Genomic DNA, 20683 nt, shown 5'->3' with positions numbered 1-20683 from the left:
GTTATCACAGCACAATACCCCGGACGCCTTTTAGCAAATCGTGGCATCGGCCAATTCATTTAGTTGACTTATACTTGCCTGGGCAATAGTATCTGACGAAATTAATTACTTGCCGGGGCAACCATTTTGAAAAGCACCAGTGATCTGTTCAATGAAATCATTCCGCTGGGTCGCTTGATCTACATGGTAAATCAAAAAAAAGATCGCCTGTTAAATAACTATTTATCCCCGCTGGATATCACCGCAACACAGTTTAAAGTGCTTTGCTCGATACGCTGCGCGGGATGTATTACCCCGGTTGAACTTAAAAAAGTGCTGTCTGTCGATCTCGGCGCATTGACGCGAATGCTCGACCGCCTGCTGTGCAAAGGCTGGATCGAAAGACTGCCGAATCCTAATGACAAACGCGGCGTACTGGTGAAGCTAACGCCGGACGGCGCGGCAATTTGTGAGCAATGTCATCAACGACCAGGGCAAGACCTGCATCAGGAATTAACAAAAAACTTAACGGCGGACGAAGTGGCAACGCTTGAGTATTTGCTCAAGAAAATTCTGCCGTAGACAAAAAAGAGGTATGACGATGTCCAGACGCAACACTGACGCTATTACTATTCATAGCATTTTGGACTGGATCGAGGATAACCTGGAGTCGCCGCTCTCACTGGAAAAAGTGTCTGAGCGTTCAGGATATTCCAAATGGCACCTGCAACGGATGTTTAAAAAAGAGACCGGTCATTCATTAGGCCAATACATCCGCAGCCGTAAAATGACGGAAATCGCGCAAAAATTAAAAGAGAGCAACGAGCCCATTCTCTATCTGGCGGAACGCTATGGCTTTGAGTCACAGCAAACATTGACCCGGACGTTCAAAAACTATTTTGATGTGCCGCCACACAAATACCGGATCACCAATATGCATGGCGAATCACGGTATATGCTGCCGCTGAACCATGGCAACTACTAGTTTGTTTATGCGCCACGCGAAGAGCACCATGAAAATGCTGTTTCCCGCCCTGCCGGGTCTGTTACTTATCGCCTCCGGATATGGCATTGCAGAACAAACTTTGTTACCTGTGGCGCAAAATAGCCGCGATGTGATGCTTCTGCCCTGTGTAGGCGATCCGCCAAATGACCTTCACCCCGTGAGCGTGAACAGCGATAAGTCAGATGAATTAGGCGTGCCCTATTATAACGACCAACACCTTTAACCTCTTTGCCCCGTTTTGCGGGGCATTTTTTTAGTACCGTCTGGCTATGACAAGTCCGCCGCTATTACCCCGCGGCATGGTCTGAAATTAGCGTTTGTCTTCTTAGTAACATAATGCCTCATCCCCTGACACGCGCAGTACGGCGCACACGAAATCCAAACACATTGATATAGAGTCCAGCCATAATCAGTACTGCGCCCGCAAGTTGCATCCCGGTCAACGTTTCCCCGAGTAACACCGCGGCGCTCGCCAGCCCGACAACCGGCACCAGCAATGATAACGGCGCTACGCGCCAGGTCTCATAACGTCCCAGTAACGCGCCCCAGATGCCGTAGCCAAGTATAGTGGCGACAAAAGCCAGATACAGCAGCGACAATATCGTCGTCATATCAATGGTAATAAGGCTTTGCGTAATGTGATCCGCCCCCTCCAGTAGCAGCGATGACAGCAGGAACGGCAGGATCGGGATCAGCGCGCTCCAGACCACCAGCGACATCACCGCCGGGCGCGGGCTATGTTGCATAATTTTTTTATTAAAGATATTGCCGCAGGCCCAGCTAAATGCCGCCGCCAGAGTCAGCATAAATCCCGACATCGCTATATGCTGTCCGTTGAGACTGGCTTCAATCAATACCAGTACACCTATAATCGCCAGGGCGATCCCCGCCAACTGCTTACGTTGTAACCGCTCGCTAAAAACAAACGCCCCCAAAGCCATGGTAAAAAAGGCCTGCGCCTGTAATACCAACGACGCCAGTCCTGCGGGCATACCAAACTTTATCGCGCAAAAGAGAAAGGCGAACTGCCCAAAGCTTATCGTCAGGCCATAGCCCAGCAACAGCGTAAGCGGGACTTTAGGCCGGGCGACAAAGAAAATTGCCGGAAACGCCACCAGTAAAAATCGTAATCCTGCCAGCAATAATGGCGGCATATGGTGCAGGCCTACTTTGATGACAACAAAATTGAGCCCCCATACGACAACCACCAGTAACGCCAAAAAACCGTCTTTACGCGACATCATCGGCCCCTGTCATTATTAAAATTTTGTAAAAAGGTAAGTTATCGGAAATCAGTGCGCCATAACAGGACTTTTCTTTTTACCGTGAGCATGGCATTGAACAACACACGATGGGCAAAATCCTGCGTTATGGTATGTTAAGACTACGCTATAGCGTATAGACATCATGCTTTTGCGGGCACGGTAGATTAAAACGTCCCGATACGTAACCTCCATTTCAGGCAGGAAAAATGAATCCAGGATTGAGACGTTCGACGTTGGCTCTACTCGCCTCATCGCTGTTATTGACAATTGGACGCGGCGCCACGCTCCCCTTTATGACCATCTATCTTAACCGTCAGTACGGTTTAGGCGTGGATCTGATTGGCTACGCGCTGACCAGCGCGTTAACAATCGGCGTCGTCTTTAGTCTTGGCTTTGGAATTCTGGCGGACAAGTTTGATAAAAAGCGCTACATGTTACTCGCAATTATCGCCTTCGCCTGCGGATTTATCGCCATCCCAATGGTGCATAATGTCGTACTGGTTGTCCTGCTTTTTGCGCTTATTAACTGCGCCTATTCGGTTTTTTCTACCGTACTGAAGGCCTGGTTTGCCGATAACCTCACCGCGACAACAAAAACACGGATTTTTTCGCTCAACTATACTGTACTCAACATCGGCTGGACGGTTGGCCCGCCGCTCGGCACGCTGCTGGTGATGCAAAGCATCAATTTACCCTTCTGGCTTGCCGCCATCTGTTCCGCATTCCCGCTGGTCTTTATTCAGGTATGGGTGACACGATCGGTTGCCGCCAGCGAGGGGAAAAATGCCGCTATCTGGTCTCCCTCCGTTCTGCTGCGCGACAAAGCATTATTGTGGTTTACGCTTTCGGCATTTCTGGCCTCCTTTGTGGGGGGCGCCTTTGCGTCCTGTATTTCACAGTACGTTATGGTCGTTGCCGATAGCGGCTTCGCGGAAAAAGTGGTAGCCGTCGTCCTGCCGGTTAATGCGGTTATTGTGGTCAGTTTGCAATACGCCGTGGGCCGTCGACTTACCGCCGTCAATATTCGACCAATGATGACGACCGGCACCGTCTTTTTTATCGCCGGGCTCATCGGATTTATTTTTTCAGGCGACAATCTGTTTTTTTGGGGGCTTTCAGCGGCAGTATTCACGATTGGCGAAATTATTTATGCCCCCGGCGAATATATGTTAATTGACAACATTGCGCCTGCCGGGATGAAAGCCAGCTATTTTTCAGCGCAATCGCTGGGCTGGCTGGGTGCGGCGGTAAACCCGCTGGCCAGCGGCGTCATCCTGACGACGCTTCCCGCCTGGTCGCTTTTCGTTGTCCTGATAATCGCCATTGTGTTCGCCTGGGCACTGATGTTAAAAGGAATGCGGATTACCCCTACGCAGCAGGCTATCACCTGTTAATTATCTGCAGCCAGTGATGTGCGCAGTTTCTGGCGCACTGGGTTAACCCTATATATTGCAGGCTAATTATCTGCTGTCATTGCGGTAATTCAGGAATATTCCTGGGCGCTGACGAAAATATTCTAATGCTTTACCCTTCCAGTAAAATAAATACGCAATTCAGACTTTGCTTAAGTATAAATTAGTACTATAGTCTGTACGAGGTTTTTTAAAAAAGAGGATGCACACTAAAATAAGGAGAAACGAGATGTTAGGCAGTATTAACCTTTTTATCGTTGTATTAGGAATTATTTTATTTTCCGGATTTCTGGCCGCCTGGTTCAGTCACAAATGGGATGATTAATGAACGGAGATAATCCCTCGCAGAGCCGGCCCCTTGCTGCATCGTTGCGCAAGGGGCCGCTTTTGTCTGGATGGCAGGCAAAAAAAACCGCCGGTTCACCAGCGGTAAATGCTTGCATGGATAGATTTGTGTTTTGCTTATACGCTACCGGGCAAATTCTTGCGAGGATAACGGATCGCTAACGACTGTAGCACCGTCAATATCAATGAAGCTTAAACGATACGCAACCAGACCTGAATAAGACATTATGGGACCTTTTGTCCCCCAGGCGCTTTTACAAGACCCATGGTATCAGGCCAGCCGCATGCCCCGTATGGCTGACCTGGAGATTGCCGGTTAGCGCGCGTTATTTTTGCAGTCGGTTCACGCGAACAAGCGGTTCCTTCGCTTTCTTGTCCAGACTACCGTTAATGTTGATCATTTGATCCGGCTGAACTTCCCGCCCATCAAATACGGCGGAAGGAATTATCACGTTAATCTCGCCGGATTTATCACGAAATACATAGCGATCGTCGCCTTTATGATCAATAAGGTTGCCGCGCAGCGAAACGGTCGCGCCATCATGCAGGGTTTTTGCCTGTTCGATGGTCATTTTTTCTGCATCATCCGTACCGCGATAACCATCCTCAATAGCATGAGGCGGCGGCGGTGCCACGTCTTTTTTTAATCCCCCTTGATCATCCGCTAGCGCGTAAGGCATTATCAGAAAACTTAAAAATGCAGCCACCTGTAGTTTCATGCTCTCTCCTTAATAACGTCTATTTGACGTATTAAGTCTGGCCGCTATTTTTAGTTTTTACAAACATGAATTTACCCGCAGAATATTAAGCAATAAAATCAACCCATCCGGATTAATATGCAACCGATATCAGCGCCGGTGAGCGCGAAAGCGTAACGGCGTAATAGTTAACTTGCCACATAGCTGAAGTCATATGCATCAACGTCTGGATAGCAATTCAGAATAATCGGCTTTATTTTTTGAGGATAATGGCCTTACGCATAATCAATGACAGTCATCGCCGTAAGAAAGTAAGCAAGTTATGGAACAGCGGGTTTGTTGGTAACTGGATAAAATAATCATTCACTGCCAATGTCATAAAATAAATATGCCATACTTGAGAAGAACGAACATATTTCATTTGTCTCTGTAACGGAAAAATAAACGATGAGATTAGAACAGCACGATATTGTCACCCTTGATGAAGCCGAATCCGTCGATAGCCTGACAAAAAAACTTGGTGATTTACTGGTTAACCAGAAACTCCGTCTGACCACTGCAGAATCCTGCACTGGCGGGAAACTGGCTTCAGCATTGTGCGCAGCAGAAGATACGCCCTCATTTTACGGTGTGGGTTATGTCACCTTTACTGATGAAGCCAAAGCAAAAATCTTACGCGTACAACGCCACAGTCTTGCCGAACATACCGCCGTCAGCGAAGCGGTCGTTACTGAAATGGCACAGGGCGCTAAGGATCAGGCTGAGGTCAATATCAGCATAGCAATCAGCGGCTATGGCGGTCCGGAAGGCGGCGAAGATGGCACGCCGGCGGGCACAGTTTGGTTTGCCTGGAATATTAACAATACAACTTTTACAAGCCGACAACATTTCAACGGAGATTGTCAGGAAGTATTGGAAAAATGCGTACGCTTCGCCCTCGCTGAATTGCTTTTTCTGTTAACGAAGAAAGCATAAACAATAATTTCATCTGACCGGTCAGAACAACTCCCGGTCAGAATAAAAAAATGCGAGCCTATGGCCCGCATCGTATGTGCAATATTTCAGAATATATTTACGAAATATCAGGAGTAAAATTAATTGCCGGATTTCCGTCCGCCACTGTGGCTATTCTGGCCACCTTTTTTACCCGCTTCAGATGCACGTTGTGGGTCGTTTTTAAAGTTCCCACCACTATGCTGGCCGCCTTTACGACCTGCTTCTGAGGCTTTCTCTTTATCTTCTGCAAAATTACCGGAACCGCCGCGATGTTCTGCCATAATATAATCCTCATGATGATGTTGCGTTTTAAATATGATATGTCTTCTCATATCATGTGATACAGTTCTAAATCTAGTCGCCCTGTGCGCAGTGTCAAATTCATTTCTGCATTATTTACATAATACCACCACATGGCGGAAAATATATTTTTTGAAAACATCAACAGCGAAGCGGTAATAAATCTTTGGCAATCAAGCCACCACGAGAAAATAAGTAGAAAAATCCGAATGCACACCCTTGTTATATTCAGACAATTTAACCCCATAAATTTAACTGGCTGTCATCAGAAGTGCAGGATTCATTTTCAGGCGGTTGTTCGACAGTGCCGAACAACCGTATCAGCTTAGCGATCGAGCCCACGATATTGCAACATGGGGTCAATATGCGGTTCATGTCCACGCCAGTCTGAATAAAGCGTTTCTAAATCAGTACTATTCCCCCGGGAAAGGATAGCATCACGAAAACGCTGCCCGTTTTCACGCGTCAGGCCGCCCTGCTCTACAAACCATTGATAACCGTCATCCGCTAACATTTGCGTCCAAAGATAGGCGTAGTATCCCGCTGCGTAGCCGCCGCCGAAGATATGGGCAAAATAACTGCTGCGATAGCGGGGCGGCACCGCCGGTAAATCAAGATGCTCGGCGGCCAGCGCCTGCTGCTCGAACTCAGCGACAGACTGCTCTGCTACGCTCTCCTCCAGCATATGCCAGCGCATATCCAGCAATGCGGCGCCGAGCAATTCAGTCATATCGTAACCTTTATTAAATAAACTCGCCTTGCGCATTTTTTCCTGTAAATCAGCAGGCATTTTTTCACCGCTGTCGACATGACGCGCGTAGCGTTCGAACACACGTGGATGGCTCGCCCAATGCTCATTAATCTGGGAGGGAAACTCGACAAAGTCGCGGGGCGTATTGGTACCTGAAAGCGTGGCATAGCGCTGGACGGCAAACAAACCATGTAACGTATGACCAAACTCATGGAAGAGCGTAATAACGTCGTCCCAAAGCAGTAATGCAGGCTGCCCATCAACCGGTTTCTGATAGTTACATACATTGTATATAACGGGCCGGGTTTCATTGAGTGTGGATTGCTCAACAAAATTCCCCATCCACGCGCCGCCGCTTTTCGAGTCCCGCGCGAAGAAGTCGCCATAAAATAACGCCATGCCGACACCATCGGAGTCGAAAATCTCCCACACCCGAACATCAGGGTGATACACCGGAATGTCAAAACGCTCGACGAAGGTGATGCCGAATAGCTGGTTGGCGGTCCAGAAAACCCCCTCTTGCAACACCGTATTTAAGGCAAAATAGGGCTTCAGTTGCGCTTCATCTAACGCATATTTTTCCCGCCGTACCTGTTCGGCATAGAACATCCAGTCCCAGGCCTGAACGGTGTAGCCGCCCTGCTCACCATCAATGACGTTCTGAATTTCCGCCTGTTCATTGAGTACACGCTGACGCGCTGGCGGCACAATGCCACGCATAAAGCTCAGTGCGGCTTGCGGCGTTTTCGCCATCTGATCGGCCATTTTCCATGCGGCATAATTGGGGAAACCCAGCAGTTTTGCCTGACAGCGACGAATCTCTACCAGACGCTGAACGATAGCGCGGGTATCGTGGGCATCTCCTTTTTCCGCCCGAGTCCATGACGCTGCGAATAAATTTTCGCGGGTCTGGCGATCGCGCAGCGTAGCAAGCGCAGGCTGTTGCGTCGTATTAAGGAGCGGAATGAACCAACGCTCCTCCAGGCCTTTTTCACGCGCCGCTTCAGCAGCGACGGTCATTTCTTCCGGGCTTAATCCTGCCAGGCAATGCGCGTCATCGACCGCCAGCCCGCCCGCTTTACTTGCCGCCAGCAGACGCTGATTAAACTGACTCATTAGGGTCGCGGATTCAGTATTCAATACTTTCAGTCGCGCTTTATCCTCTTCGGCAAGCTGCGCGCCTGCCAACACAAAACGCTGATGGATAACATCGACCAACCGTAGCGACTCATCATCCAGCCCCAGTGAGTGACGCTGTTGCCAGACGGCATCCACGCGAGCGAATAACGCGCTATTCAGATAAATATCGTTGGAGAGCGCCGCCAGCTCGGCAGAAAAGGCCTCATCCAACCGCTGGAGTTCATCGTTAGTGTGCGCGGCCGTCATCGCGAAAAAAACGCTGGTGACGCGTGACAGAAGCGCCCCGCTTTGCTCCAGCGCCAGAAGCGTATTCGTAAAATCAGGGGCCGCCGGATGATTGACGATGGCCTCGATTTCCACGCGTTTTTGCCGCACGCCCTCATCAAAAGCAGGACGATAATGGCAATCTTTGATCCGATCAAAACGCGGTGCCTGATAGGGCAACATACTCTGGTCTAACAAAGGATTCGTCGACATTTTTCACTCCTGAAAATAGGTTGATCATAAGAGTAAGCTTCCCCCTAGGCTGACCGCAACCGTGTTAACCAGGATTACCCTTTCATAAACGCCGCGTGCTATGGTAATACAACACAAAAAGCGTTGAGGAACTGTGTGATGATCGTTTTAGTAACTGGAGCAACCGCAGGGTTTGGCGAGTGCATTGCACGCCGTTTTGTTGAGAATGGACATAAAGTCATTGCCACGGGACGTCGTCATGAACGCCTGCAAGCGTTAAAAGATGAGCTTGGCGAGAACGTATTGACCGCCCAACTGGACGTGCGCAACCGCGCGGCCATCGAAGAGATGATGGCCTCTCTGCCTGCGCAGTGGCGCGATATTGATGTGCTGGTCAATAACGCCGGTCTGGCGCTGGGTCTTGAACCGGCGCATAAAGCCAGCGTAGAAGACTGGGAAACTATGATCGATACTAATAATAAAGGCTTAATTTATATGACCCGCGCCGTGCTGCCAGGAATGGTCGAACGTAATCGCGGTCATATCATTAACATCGGTTCAACCGCCGGCAGTTGGCCTTATGCTGGTGGCAACGTCTATGGCGCGACGAAAGCCTTTGTGCGCCAGTTTAGCCTGAATTTGCGCACGGATTTACACGGCACGGCGGTTCGCGTGACCGACATTGAACCGGGTCTGGTTGGCGGTACCGAGTTTTCCAGCGTCCGTTTCAAAGGCGACGATGAGAAAGCGGGTAAAACCTACGAAAATACCACCGCGCTCACGCCAGAAGACATTACCGAAGCGGTATGGTGGGTGGCCACACTCCCCGCGCATGTGAATATTAATACCGTTGAAATGATGCCTGTTACCCAATCCTTCGCAGGGCTCAGCGTCCACCGTAGCTAAGGGGTTATACCCGGTCTGCGGGCCGGGTAATCCCTGGCAAACGTATCTGCAACCAGAAACATGATCGGTATAGACCACCACGGAAAAGTGGTAGAGTATCCGGGTCAACCGCCTAAAAAGTAAGAATGAATGACCGTCGAAACGCAGCTTAACCCTACACAGCCTGTCAACCAGCAAATTTACCGTATTCTTCGGCGTGATATCGTGCATTGTCTTATCCCGCCTGGCACACCGCTATCAGAAAAAGAGGTCTCAACCCGTTTTAACGTTTCGCGTCAACCGGTGCGCGAGGCTTTTATAAAGCTGGCGGAAAATGGGTTGATTCAGATCCGCCCTCAGCGCGGTAGTTATGTGAATAAGATTTCGCTTTCTCAGGTACAGAATGGCTGCTTTGTTCGGCAGGCTATCGAATGCGCGGTGGTCCGCCGTGCGGCGGCGATGATCACCGACAACCAGTGCTATCAACTGGCGCAAAACCTGCACCTGCAACATATTGCCATCGAGCGCAAACAGATTGATGATTTTTTCCAGCTTGATGACGATTTCCACCAAAAACTGGCGCAGATCGCCGATTGCCAGTTAGCGTGGGATACCATTGAAAATATCAAAGCGACAATCGACCGGGTTCGCTATATGAGTCTGGATCATGTTTCTCCGCCGGAGATGTTGTTGCGCCAGCACCATGATATTTTCTCCGCACTGGAAAATCGTGACGGCAATGCGGTTGAGAGCGCAATGACCCAGCATTTGCAGGAAATTAGCGAATCCGTTCAGCTTATCCGTCAGGAAAACAGCGGCTGGTTTAGCGAAGACTAACCCCCTTTAACGTCGGGGTGAGACGCCTTCTCCGCTTTCTCACCCTGCACATTCCCGCCTAAAAAGCCGTGAGCTTGATCAAAAACAAAAAAAATTCGCAACGATAAGCGTATTTATATGTCGCCCGTCATGCGGGGAAACCTGCGGGCTTTGGCTGTAAGTTTGAAAGGAGAAAACACCATGATGACATACGATCGTAACCGTAACGCAATCACTACCGGTAGCCGGGTCATGATAAGCGGCACGGGTCATACCGGGATTATCAAAGCCATTGAGAGCGAAGGTCTGGATGCAGGTCAAATTCGCCGCGGCAAAACGGTGATTGTCGAAGGTTGTGAAGGTAAATTCGCGCCGGTCGAACTGATTCGTCTTGGCATGAACTGATACCACTGGCCGCTAAGAACCGCTCCGGCCTTCCCGGTAGCATAATGCTACCGGGTCTCTGTTACGCTACTTCAACCGCTCGGCATATTTCGCCACGCTCGCTTTCGCGCCATATGTCAGTAAACTGTCATAGGCTTCTTGCACTTTTTGCGTAAACCGCGCCACCTGCGGCAAATCGTTGCCGAAAATTTCAGCCATTCCCAGCAGCGCCTTAACACGACTGGCGCCTTCTTCACTGTTTGCCACGGCGCGCTGAATAACCGGCAATAGCGGATCGCTGACGTCGATCGCCTTGCCCTGTTCATCCACGCCGCCAACGTAACGCATCCACCCCGCCACGCCCAGCGCCAGCAAATCAAAATCGCTATGATTAGCAAGATGCCAGCGAACGGAGTCCAGCATACGCTGCGGAAGTTTCTGGCTACCATCCATCGCAATCTGCCAGGTACGATGACGCAGCGCCGGATTACAGTAACGCGCAATCAACTGATCGGCATAACGCTGTAAATCTACCCCCTGGACTTTCAGCGTTGGCGCCTGCTCGCGTAACATTAACGCCTGCGCGGTCAGACGATAGTTGTCGTCAGCCATGCAGTCATTAATATGCTGATAGCCGGCAAGATACCCCAGATAAGCCAGGAATGAATGACTGCCGTTAAGCATTCGCAGTTTCATCTCTTCAAACGGAACCACGTCGGCGACCAACGTCGCGCCCGCGTTTTCCCACAGCGGACGACCCGCCACAAACGTATCTTCTATCACCCACTGACGAAACGGTTCGCAGGCGACGCCAGCCGGATCGCGCACGCCGGTCAGTTGTTCGATTTTATCCAGCGTCTCCGGCGTGACCGCAGGGACAATCCGATCAACCATGGTTGACGGAAATGTCACGTTTTGCTCGATCCATATCGCCAGTTCCGCATCCACCTCCCGGGCATAAGCCGTCACAACCTGACGCGTCACATGCCCATTTTCCGGCATGTTGTCGCAGGACATCACGGTAAATGCCGGTAAGCCTGCGGCTTTACGACGCGCTAACGCTTCGACAATAATACCCGGTGCCGTTAGCGGTTGATGCGGATTTTGCAGGTCGGCGGCAATCATGGGATGTTCCAGCAGAAGTTGGCCCGTGGCTGGCGAATGACAATACCCTTTCTCGGTAATGGTCAGAGACACAATCGCTATTTGCGGTTCGCACATCGCCGCCAGCACACGTTCCAGACCATCAACCTGAACATGCAACGCCGCTTTGACGACGCCCACCAAACGCGCCGTCCAGGCATCCGCCGACATCTCCGCCACGGTATAGAGGTTATCCTGCTGCTTTAGATCGGCAATCTGCTGTTCGCCGCCAATAAGATTAACCTCATAATAGCCCCAGTCGCTATGCTGCTCCGCAGCCAGAATATCTGTATAAACCCCCTGATGCGCGCGATGAAACGCGCCAAAACCGAGATGGACCATCCGCGCCGCCAGCGCCGCACGATCGTAATCAGGAAGCGTCGCCTTTGCCGATAAAAGCCTGTTTTGCATTTTATAACCTCTATATTCTGAAAGCGGAACAGTCGCAGAGTAACGCCTGCCCTGGTGCATTTGGATTTACGCTAATTAAACAAAAGTGGCCGGACAGCATGGCCGAAACCGCATTAGCGTTCCGGCCATACCGCCGACACGATTTAACTCGTCTGGGTTGCGGAGTGGCGTAACTTCTCTGCCGCTGTCGCTTCCGCCGCATCCTCAGGCAAACTCAGATCGCGATCTCTGACCTCCGGCATCAACAGCGCAGAAATCAGACCAATACACGAGTAGAGCACCAGCATAATTAAGATGGGCAGCCAGGAATCGGTCATGTTACAAAAGATCCCTGCGAGGACGGGGCCAAAACCGACCGCCACCCCGGACTTTCTTTCAGATTCATTCGCAGCCAGATCGCGAATATCATAACAACGACGCTCGCCAGGAAAGGAATACGCCATCCCCAGGCGATCAGTTGTTCGCGTTCAAGCGCAAAGAACATCACCGCCCAGATCGCCGTCGCGCTCAACGTACCGCAATTGGTGCCCATCGCGACCAACGAGGAAATGATGCCACGCTTTCCTTTCGGCGCATACTCGGCCAGCATGGTACCCGCGCCGGAAATTTCCGCCCCGGCGCCCAGCCCCTGTATAATTCGCAATGTTACCAGTAATACTGGCGCAAAAATGCCGATTTGCGCATACGTCGGCAGTACGCCAATCAGCGTGGTGCAGATCCCCATCATGGTGATAGTAATAAACAATACTTTTTTTCGTCCGATGCGGTCGCCCATTTTACCAAAAACAAAGGCGCCGATAATTCTGGCTATATAACCTGCACCATAGGTGCCCATTGCCAGAATAAGCGCCATCGCGGCAGACTGTTCCGGGAAAAATATCTCATGGAAGACCAGAGCCGCGCCTAGTGAATATAACTGAAAATCCATAAATTCAAGCGCGGTGCCTAACCATCCAGATACGGCAGCGCGCACTAAATCCTGAGTCGATCGTTCATGCTTTATTTGTGTCATATAGGCAATCTCTAAGAGGTAAGATGCGTACCACTTACTCGCAATTATTTATATTATTTCGCAAAAGTGAGTAAAACTTTGCAGCATTGACGCTGGTCTTTCTCGAAAAGCTCAATCGCGTCGGTGACATGTTGATAATCAAATTTATGCGTTATCAGCTTATCCGGATCAATAAGCCCTTTATTCAGCCAGTCAATCACGACCGGGAATTTATTGGCATTAAGACGCGATGAATAAATAGCCAGCTCTTTTCCGGTAATACCCTGCTGTACAATCTCACACGGGTCGCTGGAAAATCCCATCAGGACAATGCGTGCCGCAGGCGATGCGAGGGTAATCGCCTCTTGCAGGATAGCGGGATGACAGGCGGCATCGACAATCAAGGTCGGTTTTAGCGCCTTCTGCTGTAGAAATTCCGCCAGTGAATGTTGACCATTATTGAGGGTCCAGTCAGCGCCGCTCTGCCTCGCCATCGCTAAACGCTCTTCAATGCGATCAACGACTATGACCGTTTTAACCTGATAAACCCCCTTCAGCGCCTGTACGGTCGTCAGTCCCATCGGGCCTGCGCCATAGATAAGCGCCACGTCCTGCTCGGTCGGATTCACCTGCCCCGTCACATTTGCCGCAATGGTAAACGGCTCAACCATGACGGCATGATGGTCTGCGATGTTGTCCGGTATGCGATGAGCATTACGGGCCGGCGCCACCGCATACTCGCTGAAACCGCCGTCACGATGCACACCCAGCACCACCAGCGAGGTACACACATTGGGTTTACCGACTGAACAAGGGTAACAATGCCCGCAACTGATCACCGGATCGACGGATACCCGTTCTCCTATCCGGTCGCGATTGACGTTGTCGCCTACCGCGTCGATGACACCGAAAAATTCATGGCCTATGACACGGGGATATTTTGCAAAGGGATTATGTCCCCGATAAATATGACTGTCGGAACCGCAGATACCCGCCAGTTTCACTTTAATACGAACTTCGCCCAGCGCAGGCTGCGGAAGCGCGCGCGTTTCGATAGTTAATGTATTCGGTTTTTCGATTACGATGCTTTTCATTTTTCGCTCCTTACCAGTTCCACAGTGTGCCGTCTTCCAGGCGGGCCACCGGCAAATAGGCTGGATCGTACGGATATTTCGCCGCCAGTTTTTCATCGAACTCAATGCCCAGTCCTGGCTTGTCGCCCGGATGCATATAGCCGCCCTCGAACGTCCAGTTATGCGGGAAAACCTCCAGCATCTGTTCGGAGTAGCCCATATACTCCTGTACGCCAAAGTTAGGCACCCACAGGTCGAAATGTAATGCAGCGGCCATACAAACCGGCGACAGATCGGACGGCCCATGCGAACCGGTACGCACCTGGTAGAGCGAGGCAAAATCGGCAATGCGGCGCATCCCGGTAATACCACCAGCATGGGTAAGCGTGGTGCGGATATAGTCAATCAATTGCTCTTCAATGAGCTGTTTGCAATCCCAGATACTGTTAAAGACTTCGCCTACGGCAATCGGCGTAACCGTATGCTGGCGGATCAGGCGGAAGCACTCCTGATTTTCAGCCGGCGTCGGGTCTTCCATCCAGAACAAACGATAGTCTTCAATACTTTTGCCAAAGCGGGCAGCCTCAATAGGCGTCAGTCGGTGATGCATATCGTGCAGAAGATGTTCATTAAACCCGAACGTATTACGCACGGCGTCAAACAGCTTTGGCGTAAAATCAAGATACTTTTCCGTTGACCACAATTGTTCTTCCGGCCACTGGCCTTTTGTCGCAGGCTCATAGGCCAGTCCCTTGCCTTTCGCCATGCCGTAGGTGGTTTTCATCCCCGGAACGCCGCACTGCACGCGGATTGCTTTGAACCCTTGCTCTTTATGACGCGCGTAGTCTTCCAGCACATCGTCGATGGTGTGGCCTGTGGTATGGCAATACACCATGACGCCTTCACGCGAAGCGCCGCCGAGTAACTGATACAACGGCATATTGGCGGCTTTGGCTTTAATATCCCATAGCGCCATATCAACCGCGGAAATGGCGGACATGGTGACAGGACCACGGCGCCAGTACGCGCCTTTGTAGAAGAACTGCCAAATATCTTCGATGCGGCGAGCATCCCGCCCGATGAGCTGTGGGCACAGGTGATCGGTAAGGTACGAGGCCACCGGGAGCTCGCGTCCGTTCAGGGTGGCATCCCCCAGACCGGTGATCCCGTCTTCCGTGGTTATCTTTAAGGTGACGAAGTTACGCCCTGGACACGTAACAAAAACTTCAGCCCCTACAATCTTCATTTTTATTCCTTACATCGCATTATGGGATGCAGGAAATTTACCCAACTGAGCTACTACCATACAAGTATATTGATGTAAAAAGCGCTGCCAGATCACAAAATGTTCTGGTCGCGCGGCAATGTTACGTACGTCCCCATCCGACGACGATAATCAGCATTCCACACAGCGCGATCAGCGCGCCGCTCCAGTCATAAACCGTGAGCCGGACGCCATCGACAACACGTAACCACAGGAGCGCAGTACAGACATATACCCCACCGTAAGCCGCATAAACCCGCCCACTCGCCGCCGGATGCAAGGTCAAAAGCCAGACGAATAACGCAAGTGACGCAGCGGCGGGCAGAAGCCACCACACGCTGGCGCCGCGCTTAATCCATAGCCAGGGAAGAAAACATCCAATGATTTCACAGAGGGCGGTGACAAAGAAAAGCAGAGTCGTCTTTAGCATGAGATTCATTTGGTTACGAAATGATAAGTGATAATACAACAGAATATCGTTACGGTTATCCGGCCATTCTTGTGTATATGCCAGGCATAAGGATTGGTGTAGAATTTACAGGTGGTTTACCGCTTTTTCCCCTCTAATGAAAGGATGTTGTGATGAACAATACGCTGAGCAAACGCCTGTGCCTGACGGCAATGCTTACGTTGGCGGCCGTTGTATATACTACTTCCGCATTCGCTGAAACCAGTAAACTGGTGATTGAATCGGGAGATAGCGCACAAAGTCGTCAGGAAGCGGCGATGGAAAAGGAACAATGGAACGACACTCGCAGTCTGCGTCAGAAAGTGAATACCCGCGCAGAAAAAGAGTGGGACAAAGCCGATGCCGCCTTTGATAACCGCGATAAATGCGAGCAAAGCGCCAACATCAACGCCTATTGGGAGCCCAATACGCTGCGGTGTCTGGATCGTCGTACAGGTCGCGTTATTACGCCCTAATGCAGGATAACTAAAAGGAAGTGTAAGGATACAGTATGACAAGTGACTACAAGGTCAGACTGCGCCCGCTTGAGCGTGAAGATTTACGATTTGTCCACCAGCTTGATAATAATGCCAGCGTTATGCGTTACTGGTTTGAAGAGCCGTATGAGGCTTTTGTCGAACTGTCGGATCTCTACGACAAACACATCCACGACCAAAGCGAACGGCGCTTTGTCGTCGAATGCGATGGTGAAAACGCCGGGCTGGTAGAACTGGTGGAAATTAACCATGTGCATCGGCGGGCGGAATTTCAGATTATTATCTCGCCGGAGTACCAGGGAAAAGGCCTGGCGTCACGCGCGGCCAAACTGGCGATGGATTACGGATTTACCGTACTCAATCTCTATAAATTGTATTTGATCGTCGATAAAGAGAATGAAAAAGCGATTCACATCTACCGTAAACTCGGGTTTAGAGTAGAAGGCGAGCTGATTCATGAGTTCTTCATTAACGGCGAATACCGTAACACCATCCGCATGTGTATCTTCCAGCAGCAGTATCTGGATGAACATAAAACGTCCGGTTCTACGCTCCTGAAACCCACCGCGCAGTAAACGCGGCGCGGTAGTCACGGAGAGTCGCACCGCGCCCGGTTTAGTAGTAATCGATACGATTTTTAATGGTGTAATGGTGGGACACTGCCGGCTTAACGCTCTCATCGACGATAACAAGCCGGCAGTCAACAGGGTTCGCGTACGCATCATATTCGCAGCTCTGTGTGACGTTGCCGACCTGTCGATCATCCACCCGGCTGACTGCCGTATAATCCAGCTTTTTACGCGGGTCCGCGGAGGGTTTTGCCGTCACAGAGAGCGTATTCTGCGAGTTTATGGTTGTCTTACCTAACGGATAGCCTTCGCTATCATAGCGGTACTCGACCTTCATCTCTTTGCCCGTCGCCGATACCACAAAACCGTTGTCGTCCGTTTCCCAGGTCACGCCCGCCGAAGGCAACGCCGCCAGCTGGCACTTCCCCTGTAACTGCACCTTTTTTTCCAGCGTCTGAGCATCCCGGTAATAATTGGCATCCAGCACGAGTGCCAGCCCCGTATTATTCTCCAGATCGTGTAACTCAAGCGTATCAAAACAGCCTTCCTGTGAAAGCGTACCGGTGACCTGCTTCGCCACTTCGCCATTCTCACTCATCAATGTCTGGCTGAAATCCTTTACCGGACCACGTAATGGATCAAAATCAAATTCGTTCGAAAAACTGGCCATTTCCGGCGTAAAAGACTCAAGGGATTTCGGGTTATCACAACCTGCCAGTATCATGCACAATAACGTCAGTAAAAGGGGTTTCTTCACACGTATCACCAGGATGAAAAGATATTTATCATCATATTAGCAAATACAGTTATTTACACGAAAAATGCTAAGCTTAGAACATCGTCATTAATCACAGGAGTTCATGATGAAAATCGCAACTGCAATAGCCGCTCTGGCGTTAGTTAGCGCCCCCTCGCTGGTGATGGCGGCACCGGGATCGTGCGAGAGAGTAAAAAGCGATATTGAACAACGTATCATCAATAACGGCGTGCCGGCGGATAATTTTACGCTCACTATCGTTCCTAACGACCAGGCCGATCAGCCGGACTCACAGGTGGTGGGCCATTGCGCGAACGACACGCATAAAATTCTTTATACCCGCACCAGCAGCGGCAATGCGCCAGCCAATACCTCTCCCGCTCAGGACGGTTCATCCGCCGAACCGCAATAACCTCCTCCTGCCTCCTGCCCTCCGGGTCCGGAGGGTAACGCTCTTTGACATGGATTAATAATCCTTACTCCCAAAGGGGTAAACTCATTACATCATTAGCATGTTAATAATTTCGTTATAGTTATCAATATATAGCGAAATAATAACGACAATGGAGTGAGTGATGCCCGGAGAAAAGCAACAAACAGGCGTTAGCCGCAGGACGTTAGTGAAATCAGCGGCGCTTGGCTCACTGGCGCTGGCTGCCGGAGGCGTATCTTTACCGTTTGGGATGCGTACCGCGGCCGCGGCGGTGCAGCAGGCCACGCGCAACGAAGAAGATAAAATCGTCTGGGGCGCCTGTTCGGTCAACTGCGGCAGTCGCTGCGCCCTGCGTCTGCATGTAAAAGATAATGAAGTCTGGTGGGTTGAAACTGATAACACTGGCGACGATGTCTACGGCAATCATCAGGTTCGCGCCTGTCTGCGGGGCCGTTCAATCCGTCGGCGCATTAACCATCCGGATCGCCTTAACTATCCCATGAAACGCGTTGGCCGCCGCGGCGAAGGCAAATTTGAACGCATTAGCTGGCAGGAAGCGCTGGACACCATTAGCGCCAGCCTGAAAAAAATCGTAGAGACCTACGGCAATGAAGCCGTCTATATCCACTATTCATCCGGCATCGTAGGCGGCAACATAACCCGCTCGTCGCCTGCCGCCTCGCCGGTGAAGCGTTTGATGAACTGCTACGGCGGTTCGTTGAATCAATACGGCTCATACAGTACCGCGCAAATTTCTTGCGCCATGCCCTACACCTATGGCTCCAACGACGGCAACAGCACGTCTGATATCGAAAACAGTAAACTGGTGGTCATGTTCGGCAATAATCCGGCTGAAACACGCATGAGCGGCGGCGGCATTACCTGGTTTCTGGAGCAAGCGCGTGAACGCTCAAATGCGCGCATGATCGTGATAGATCCGCGCTATACCGATACCGCTGCCGGACGTGAAGACGAGTGGATACCGATTCGCCCCGGCACCGATGCCGCGCTGGTGGCGGGAATTGCCTGGGTATTAATTAACGAAAATCTCGTTGACCAGCCTTTTCTCGACAACTATTGCATCGGCTACGATGAAAAGACCCTTCCGGCTGACGCGCCCCCCAATGGCCATTATAAGGCTTATATTTTGGGCCAGGGCGAGGACGGTATCGCCAAAACGCCGCAGTGGGCATCGCATATTACCGGCATCCCCGCCGATCGGATTATCAAACTGGCGCGCGAGATAGGCAGCGTCAAGCCGGCCTACATCTGTCAGGGTTGGGGGCCGCAGCGTCAGGCGAACGGCGAACAAACCGCTCGCGCCATCGCCATGTTACCGATTCTGACCGGCAACGTCGGCATTCATGGCGGTAATAGCGGCGCACGCGAATCCACTTACACCATTACCATTGAACGTCTGCCGGTCCTGGAGAATCCCGTTAAAACCGCTATCTCCTGCTTTAGCTGGACGGACGCCATTGCGCGCGGCCCGGAAATGACCGCCCTGCGCGACGGCGTACGCGGCAAAGATAAGCTGGATGTCCCGATCAAATTTCTATGGAACTACGCTGGCAACACCCTGATTAATCAGCATTCGGATATTAATAAAACCCATGAAATTCTTCAGGATGAAGCGAAATGCGAAATGATTGTGGTCATCGACAACTTTATGACCTCTTCCGCGAAGTACGCTGATATTTTACTGCCGGATCTCATGACCGTCGAACAGGAGGATATCATCCCCAATGATTACGCCGGCAATATGGGATATCTGATTTTTATCCAACCGGCGACGACGCCTAAGTTCGAGCGCAAGCCCATCTACTGGGTACTCAGCGAAATCGCCAAACGCCTCGGCGACGATGTGTATCAGCGTTTTACCGAAGGCCGTACCCAGGCGCAATGGCTGCAATATCTGTACGCCAAAATGCAGGCAAGAGATCCGGCATTGCCCGCGTATGACGAGCTAAAAAAAATGGGCATCTATAAACGCAAAGATCCCAACGGCCATTTTGTCGCCTATAAAAAATTTCGTGAAGATCCGCAGGCCAATCCGTTAAAAACGCCGTCCGGTAAAATCGAAATCTACTCGAGCAAACTCGCTCACATCGCCAGTACCTGGGAGCTGGCGGAAGGCGACGTGATAAGCCCACTGCCGATTTATACCCCTACTTTTGAAGGATGGGACGATGCGAAACGGAGCACCTTCCCGCTACAGCTGTTTGGCTTTCACTATAAATCCCGTACCCATTCAAGCTACGGCAATATTGATGTTCTGCAGGCCGCCTGTCGCCAGGAGGTGTGGATAAATCCGCTCGATGCGCAAAAACGCGGTATCGCGAATGGCGATAAGGTTCGCGTCTTTAACGATCGTGGAGAGGTGCGTCTACCCGCCAAAGTCACGCCGCGTATTCTGCCGGGCGTCAGCGCGATGGGTCAGGGCGCATGGCATAATGCGGATATGGCTGGCGATAAAATTGACCACGGCGCCTGCATCAATACGCTCACGACGCTGCGTCCTTCCCCCCTGGCAAAAGGGAATCCTCAACATACAAATCTGGTGGAAATCGAAAAAATCTAAGCCGCCTGCTCCGGGACGTTTTTACGCGCCCGGCGCTCCCCGTTTTGCGAACACAACGACATTTAAAACTCTTTTTTGGATGA

General features: G+C 51.0%; 22 protein-coding genes and 1 pseudogene. 13 read left to right on the top strand and 10 right to left on the bottom strand.

From position 1 onward, the window contains the following. The first annotated feature begins 126 nt into the window (after positions 1-126). From marR to marB, 3 genes are read left to right on the top strand one after another with little or no spacing between them, the layout of a single operon-like run. On the top strand, positions 127-561 hold the full coding sequence (gene marR, locus HV477_RS01460) for a multiple antibiotic resistance transcriptional regulator MarR (protein WP_000843434.1): 435 nt from the start codon (positions 127-129) through the stop codon (positions 559-561). Between the two features lie 19 nt (positions 562-580). After that, positions 581-964 carry an MDR efflux pump AcrAB transcriptional activator MarA gene (marA, locus tag HV477_RS01455; protein WP_000091194.1) on the top strand — a complete coding sequence of 128 codons (384 nt, stop codon included), beginning with the start codon at positions 581-583 and terminating at the stop codon, positions 962-964. 28 nt (positions 965-992) lie between these two features. Continuing rightward, positions 993-1208 carry a multiple antibiotic resistance protein MarB gene (gene marB / locus HV477_RS01450; RefSeq protein WP_000783049.1) on the top strand — a complete coding sequence of 72 codons (216 nt, stop codon included), beginning with the start codon at positions 993-995 and terminating at the stop codon, positions 1206-1208. A gap of 118 nt (positions 1209-1326) precedes the next feature. On the opposite strand, the gene eamA is transcribed toward marB, so the two are convergent. Next, positions 1327-2229 carry an O-acetylserine/cysteine exporter gene (gene eamA, locus HV477_RS01445; RefSeq protein ID WP_000987750.1) on the bottom strand — a complete coding sequence of 301 codons (903 nt, stop codon included), beginning with the start codon at positions 2227-2229 and terminating at the stop codon, positions 1327-1329. 227 nt (positions 2230-2456) lie between these two features. Here eamA and ydeE point away from each other — a divergent pair, with 227 nt between their 5' ends. Together ydeE and mgtS are read left to right on the top strand one after the other, a co-directional pair. Beyond that, complete coding sequence (gene ydeE, locus HV477_RS01440) at positions 2457-3644, top strand: efflux MFS transporter YdeE (RefSeq protein ID WP_001068056.1); 1188 nt, start codon at positions 2457-2459, stop codon at positions 3642-3644. A 247-nt stretch (positions 3645-3891) separates the two neighbouring features. Next, positions 3892-3987, top strand: coding sequence for a protein MgtS (gene mgtS, locus HV477_RS01435; RefSeq protein WP_000901531.1), 96 nt, complete (start codon positions 3892-3894; stop codon positions 3985-3987). Positions 3988-4333: 346 nt separating this feature from the next. Here mgtS and HV477_RS01430 read toward each other — a convergent pair whose 3' ends face one another. Then, positions 4334-4726, bottom strand: a complete 393-nt coding sequence (locus HV477_RS01430; protein WP_000776348.1) for a YdeI family stress tolerance OB fold protein — start codon at positions 4724-4726, stop codon at positions 4334-4336. A 426-nt stretch (positions 4727-5152) separates the two neighbouring features. Between HV477_RS01430 and HV477_RS01425 the strand changes: the two genes are divergently transcribed. After that, a complete protein-coding gene (locus HV477_RS01425; protein WP_001235357.1) occupies positions 5153-5680 on the top strand; it encodes a 2-oxo-tetronate isomerase in 528 nt (175 codons plus the stop codon). 119 nt (positions 5681-5799) lie between these two features. Here HV477_RS01425 and HV477_RS01420 read toward each other — a convergent pair whose 3' ends face one another. Continuing rightward, entirely contained in the window at positions 5800-5982 is a 183-nt protein-coding gene (locus HV477_RS01420) for a general stress protein (RefSeq protein WP_000807642.1), read from the bottom strand. Between the two features lie 344 nt (positions 5983-6326). Further along, entirely contained in the window at positions 6327-8369 is a 2043-nt protein-coding gene (gene dcp, locus HV477_RS01415) for a peptidyl-dipeptidase Dcp (RefSeq protein WP_000106262.1), read from the bottom strand. Between the two features lie 138 nt (positions 8370-8507). Here dcp and ydfG point away from each other — a divergent pair, with 138 nt between their 5' ends. From ydfG to ydfZ, 3 genes are all read left to right on the top strand, one after another. Then, a complete protein-coding gene (gene ydfG / locus HV477_RS01410) occupies positions 8508-9254 on the top strand; it encodes a bifunctional NADP-dependent 3-hydroxy acid dehydrogenase/3-hydroxypropionate dehydrogenase YdfG (RefSeq protein ID WP_000636564.1) in 747 nt (248 codons plus the stop codon). Positions 9255-9383: 129 nt separating this feature from the next. After that, positions 9384-10070 carry a GntR family transcriptional regulator gene (locus HV477_RS01405; protein ID WP_000215562.1) on the top strand — a complete coding sequence of 229 codons (687 nt, stop codon included), beginning with the start codon at positions 9384-9386 and terminating at the stop codon, positions 10068-10070. Between the two features lie 180 nt (positions 10071-10250). Further along, entirely contained in the window at positions 10251-10454 is a 204-nt protein-coding gene (ydfZ, locus tag HV477_RS01400) for a putative selenium delivery protein YdfZ (RefSeq protein WP_000989267.1), read from the top strand. 66 nt (positions 10455-10520) lie between these two features. On the opposite strand, the gene HV477_RS01395 is transcribed toward ydfZ, so the two are convergent. The 5 genes and pseudogenes from HV477_RS01395 to HV477_RS01375 all read right to left on the bottom strand — a co-directional run bounded on the left by HV477_RS01395 (position 10521) and on the right by HV477_RS01375 (position 15745). Further along, positions 10521-11987 (bottom strand): mannitol dehydrogenase family protein, encoded by a 1467-nt coding sequence (locus HV477_RS01395; protein WP_079898831.1) that lies wholly within the window; start codon positions 11985-11987, stop codon positions 10521-10523. Between the two features lie 143 nt (positions 11988-12130). After that, a pseudogene (locus HV477_RS01390) lies at positions 12131-12999 on the bottom strand (MFS transporter). Positions 13000-13052: 53 nt separating this feature from the next. Continuing rightward, positions 13053-14072: a Zn-dependent oxidoreductase gene (locus tag HV477_RS01385; protein WP_079898832.1), complete on the bottom strand. Its 1020-nt coding sequence runs from the start codon at positions 14070-14072 to the stop codon at positions 13053-13055. Between the two features lie 10 nt (positions 14073-14082). After that, positions 14083-15297 carry a starvation-sensing protein RspA gene (rspA, locus tag HV477_RS01380; RefSeq protein WP_079898833.1) on the bottom strand — a complete coding sequence of 405 codons (1215 nt, stop codon included), beginning with the start codon at positions 15295-15297 and terminating at the stop codon, positions 14083-14085. A gap of 121 nt (positions 15298-15418) precedes the next feature. Next, complete coding sequence (locus HV477_RS01375; RefSeq protein WP_000921383.1) at positions 15419-15745, bottom strand: YnfA family protein; 327 nt, start codon at positions 15743-15745, stop codon at positions 15419-15421. A gap of 152 nt (positions 15746-15897) precedes the next feature. Here HV477_RS01375 and HV477_RS01370 point away from each other — a divergent pair, with 152 nt between their 5' ends. Together HV477_RS01370 and speG are read left to right on the top strand one after the other, a co-directional pair. After that, the gene (locus tag HV477_RS01370) at positions 15898-16239 is read left to right on the top strand and encodes a DUF1283 family protein (protein ID WP_001066440.1); all 342 of its coding nucleotides are present in this window, start codon (positions 15898-15900) and stop codon (positions 16237-16239) included. Positions 16240-16274: 35 nt separating this feature from the next. Then, positions 16275-16835: a spermidine N1-acetyltransferase gene (gene speG, locus HV477_RS01365; protein WP_000199997.1), complete on the top strand. Its 561-nt coding sequence runs from the start codon at positions 16275-16277 to the stop codon at positions 16833-16835. 40 nt (positions 16836-16875) lie between these two features. Here the strand turns inward: speG and HV477_RS01360 are convergent, their stop codons facing one another. Next, on the bottom strand, positions 16876-17586 hold the full coding sequence (locus HV477_RS01360) for a YnfC family lipoprotein (RefSeq protein WP_000743122.1): 711 nt from the start codon (positions 17584-17586) through the stop codon (positions 16876-16878). A gap of 103 nt (positions 17587-17689) precedes the next feature. Between HV477_RS01360 and HV477_RS01355 the strand changes: the two genes are divergently transcribed. Continuing rightward, positions 17690-17998, top strand: a complete 309-nt coding sequence (locus HV477_RS01355) for a DUF1161 domain-containing protein (protein ID WP_000975516.1) — start codon at positions 17690-17692, stop codon at positions 17996-17998. A gap of 163 nt (positions 17999-18161) precedes the next feature. Continuing rightward, positions 18162-20600 (top strand): selenate/tellurate reductase subunit YnfE, encoded by a 2439-nt coding sequence (gene ynfE / locus HV477_RS01350; protein ID WP_079898834.1) that lies wholly within the window; start codon positions 18162-18164, stop codon positions 20598-20600. Positions 20601-20683 lie beyond the last annotated feature (83 nt).

It is taken from the genome of Salmonella sp. SG203 (assembly GCF_013350575.1).
GTDB classification, from domain to species: domain Bacteria; phylum Pseudomonadota; class Gammaproteobacteria; order Enterobacterales; family Enterobacteriaceae; genus Salmonella; species Salmonella enterica.
Note: the sequence above shows the minus strand (reverse complement) of the source record. Positions and strands in the feature narration are given on the sequence as shown.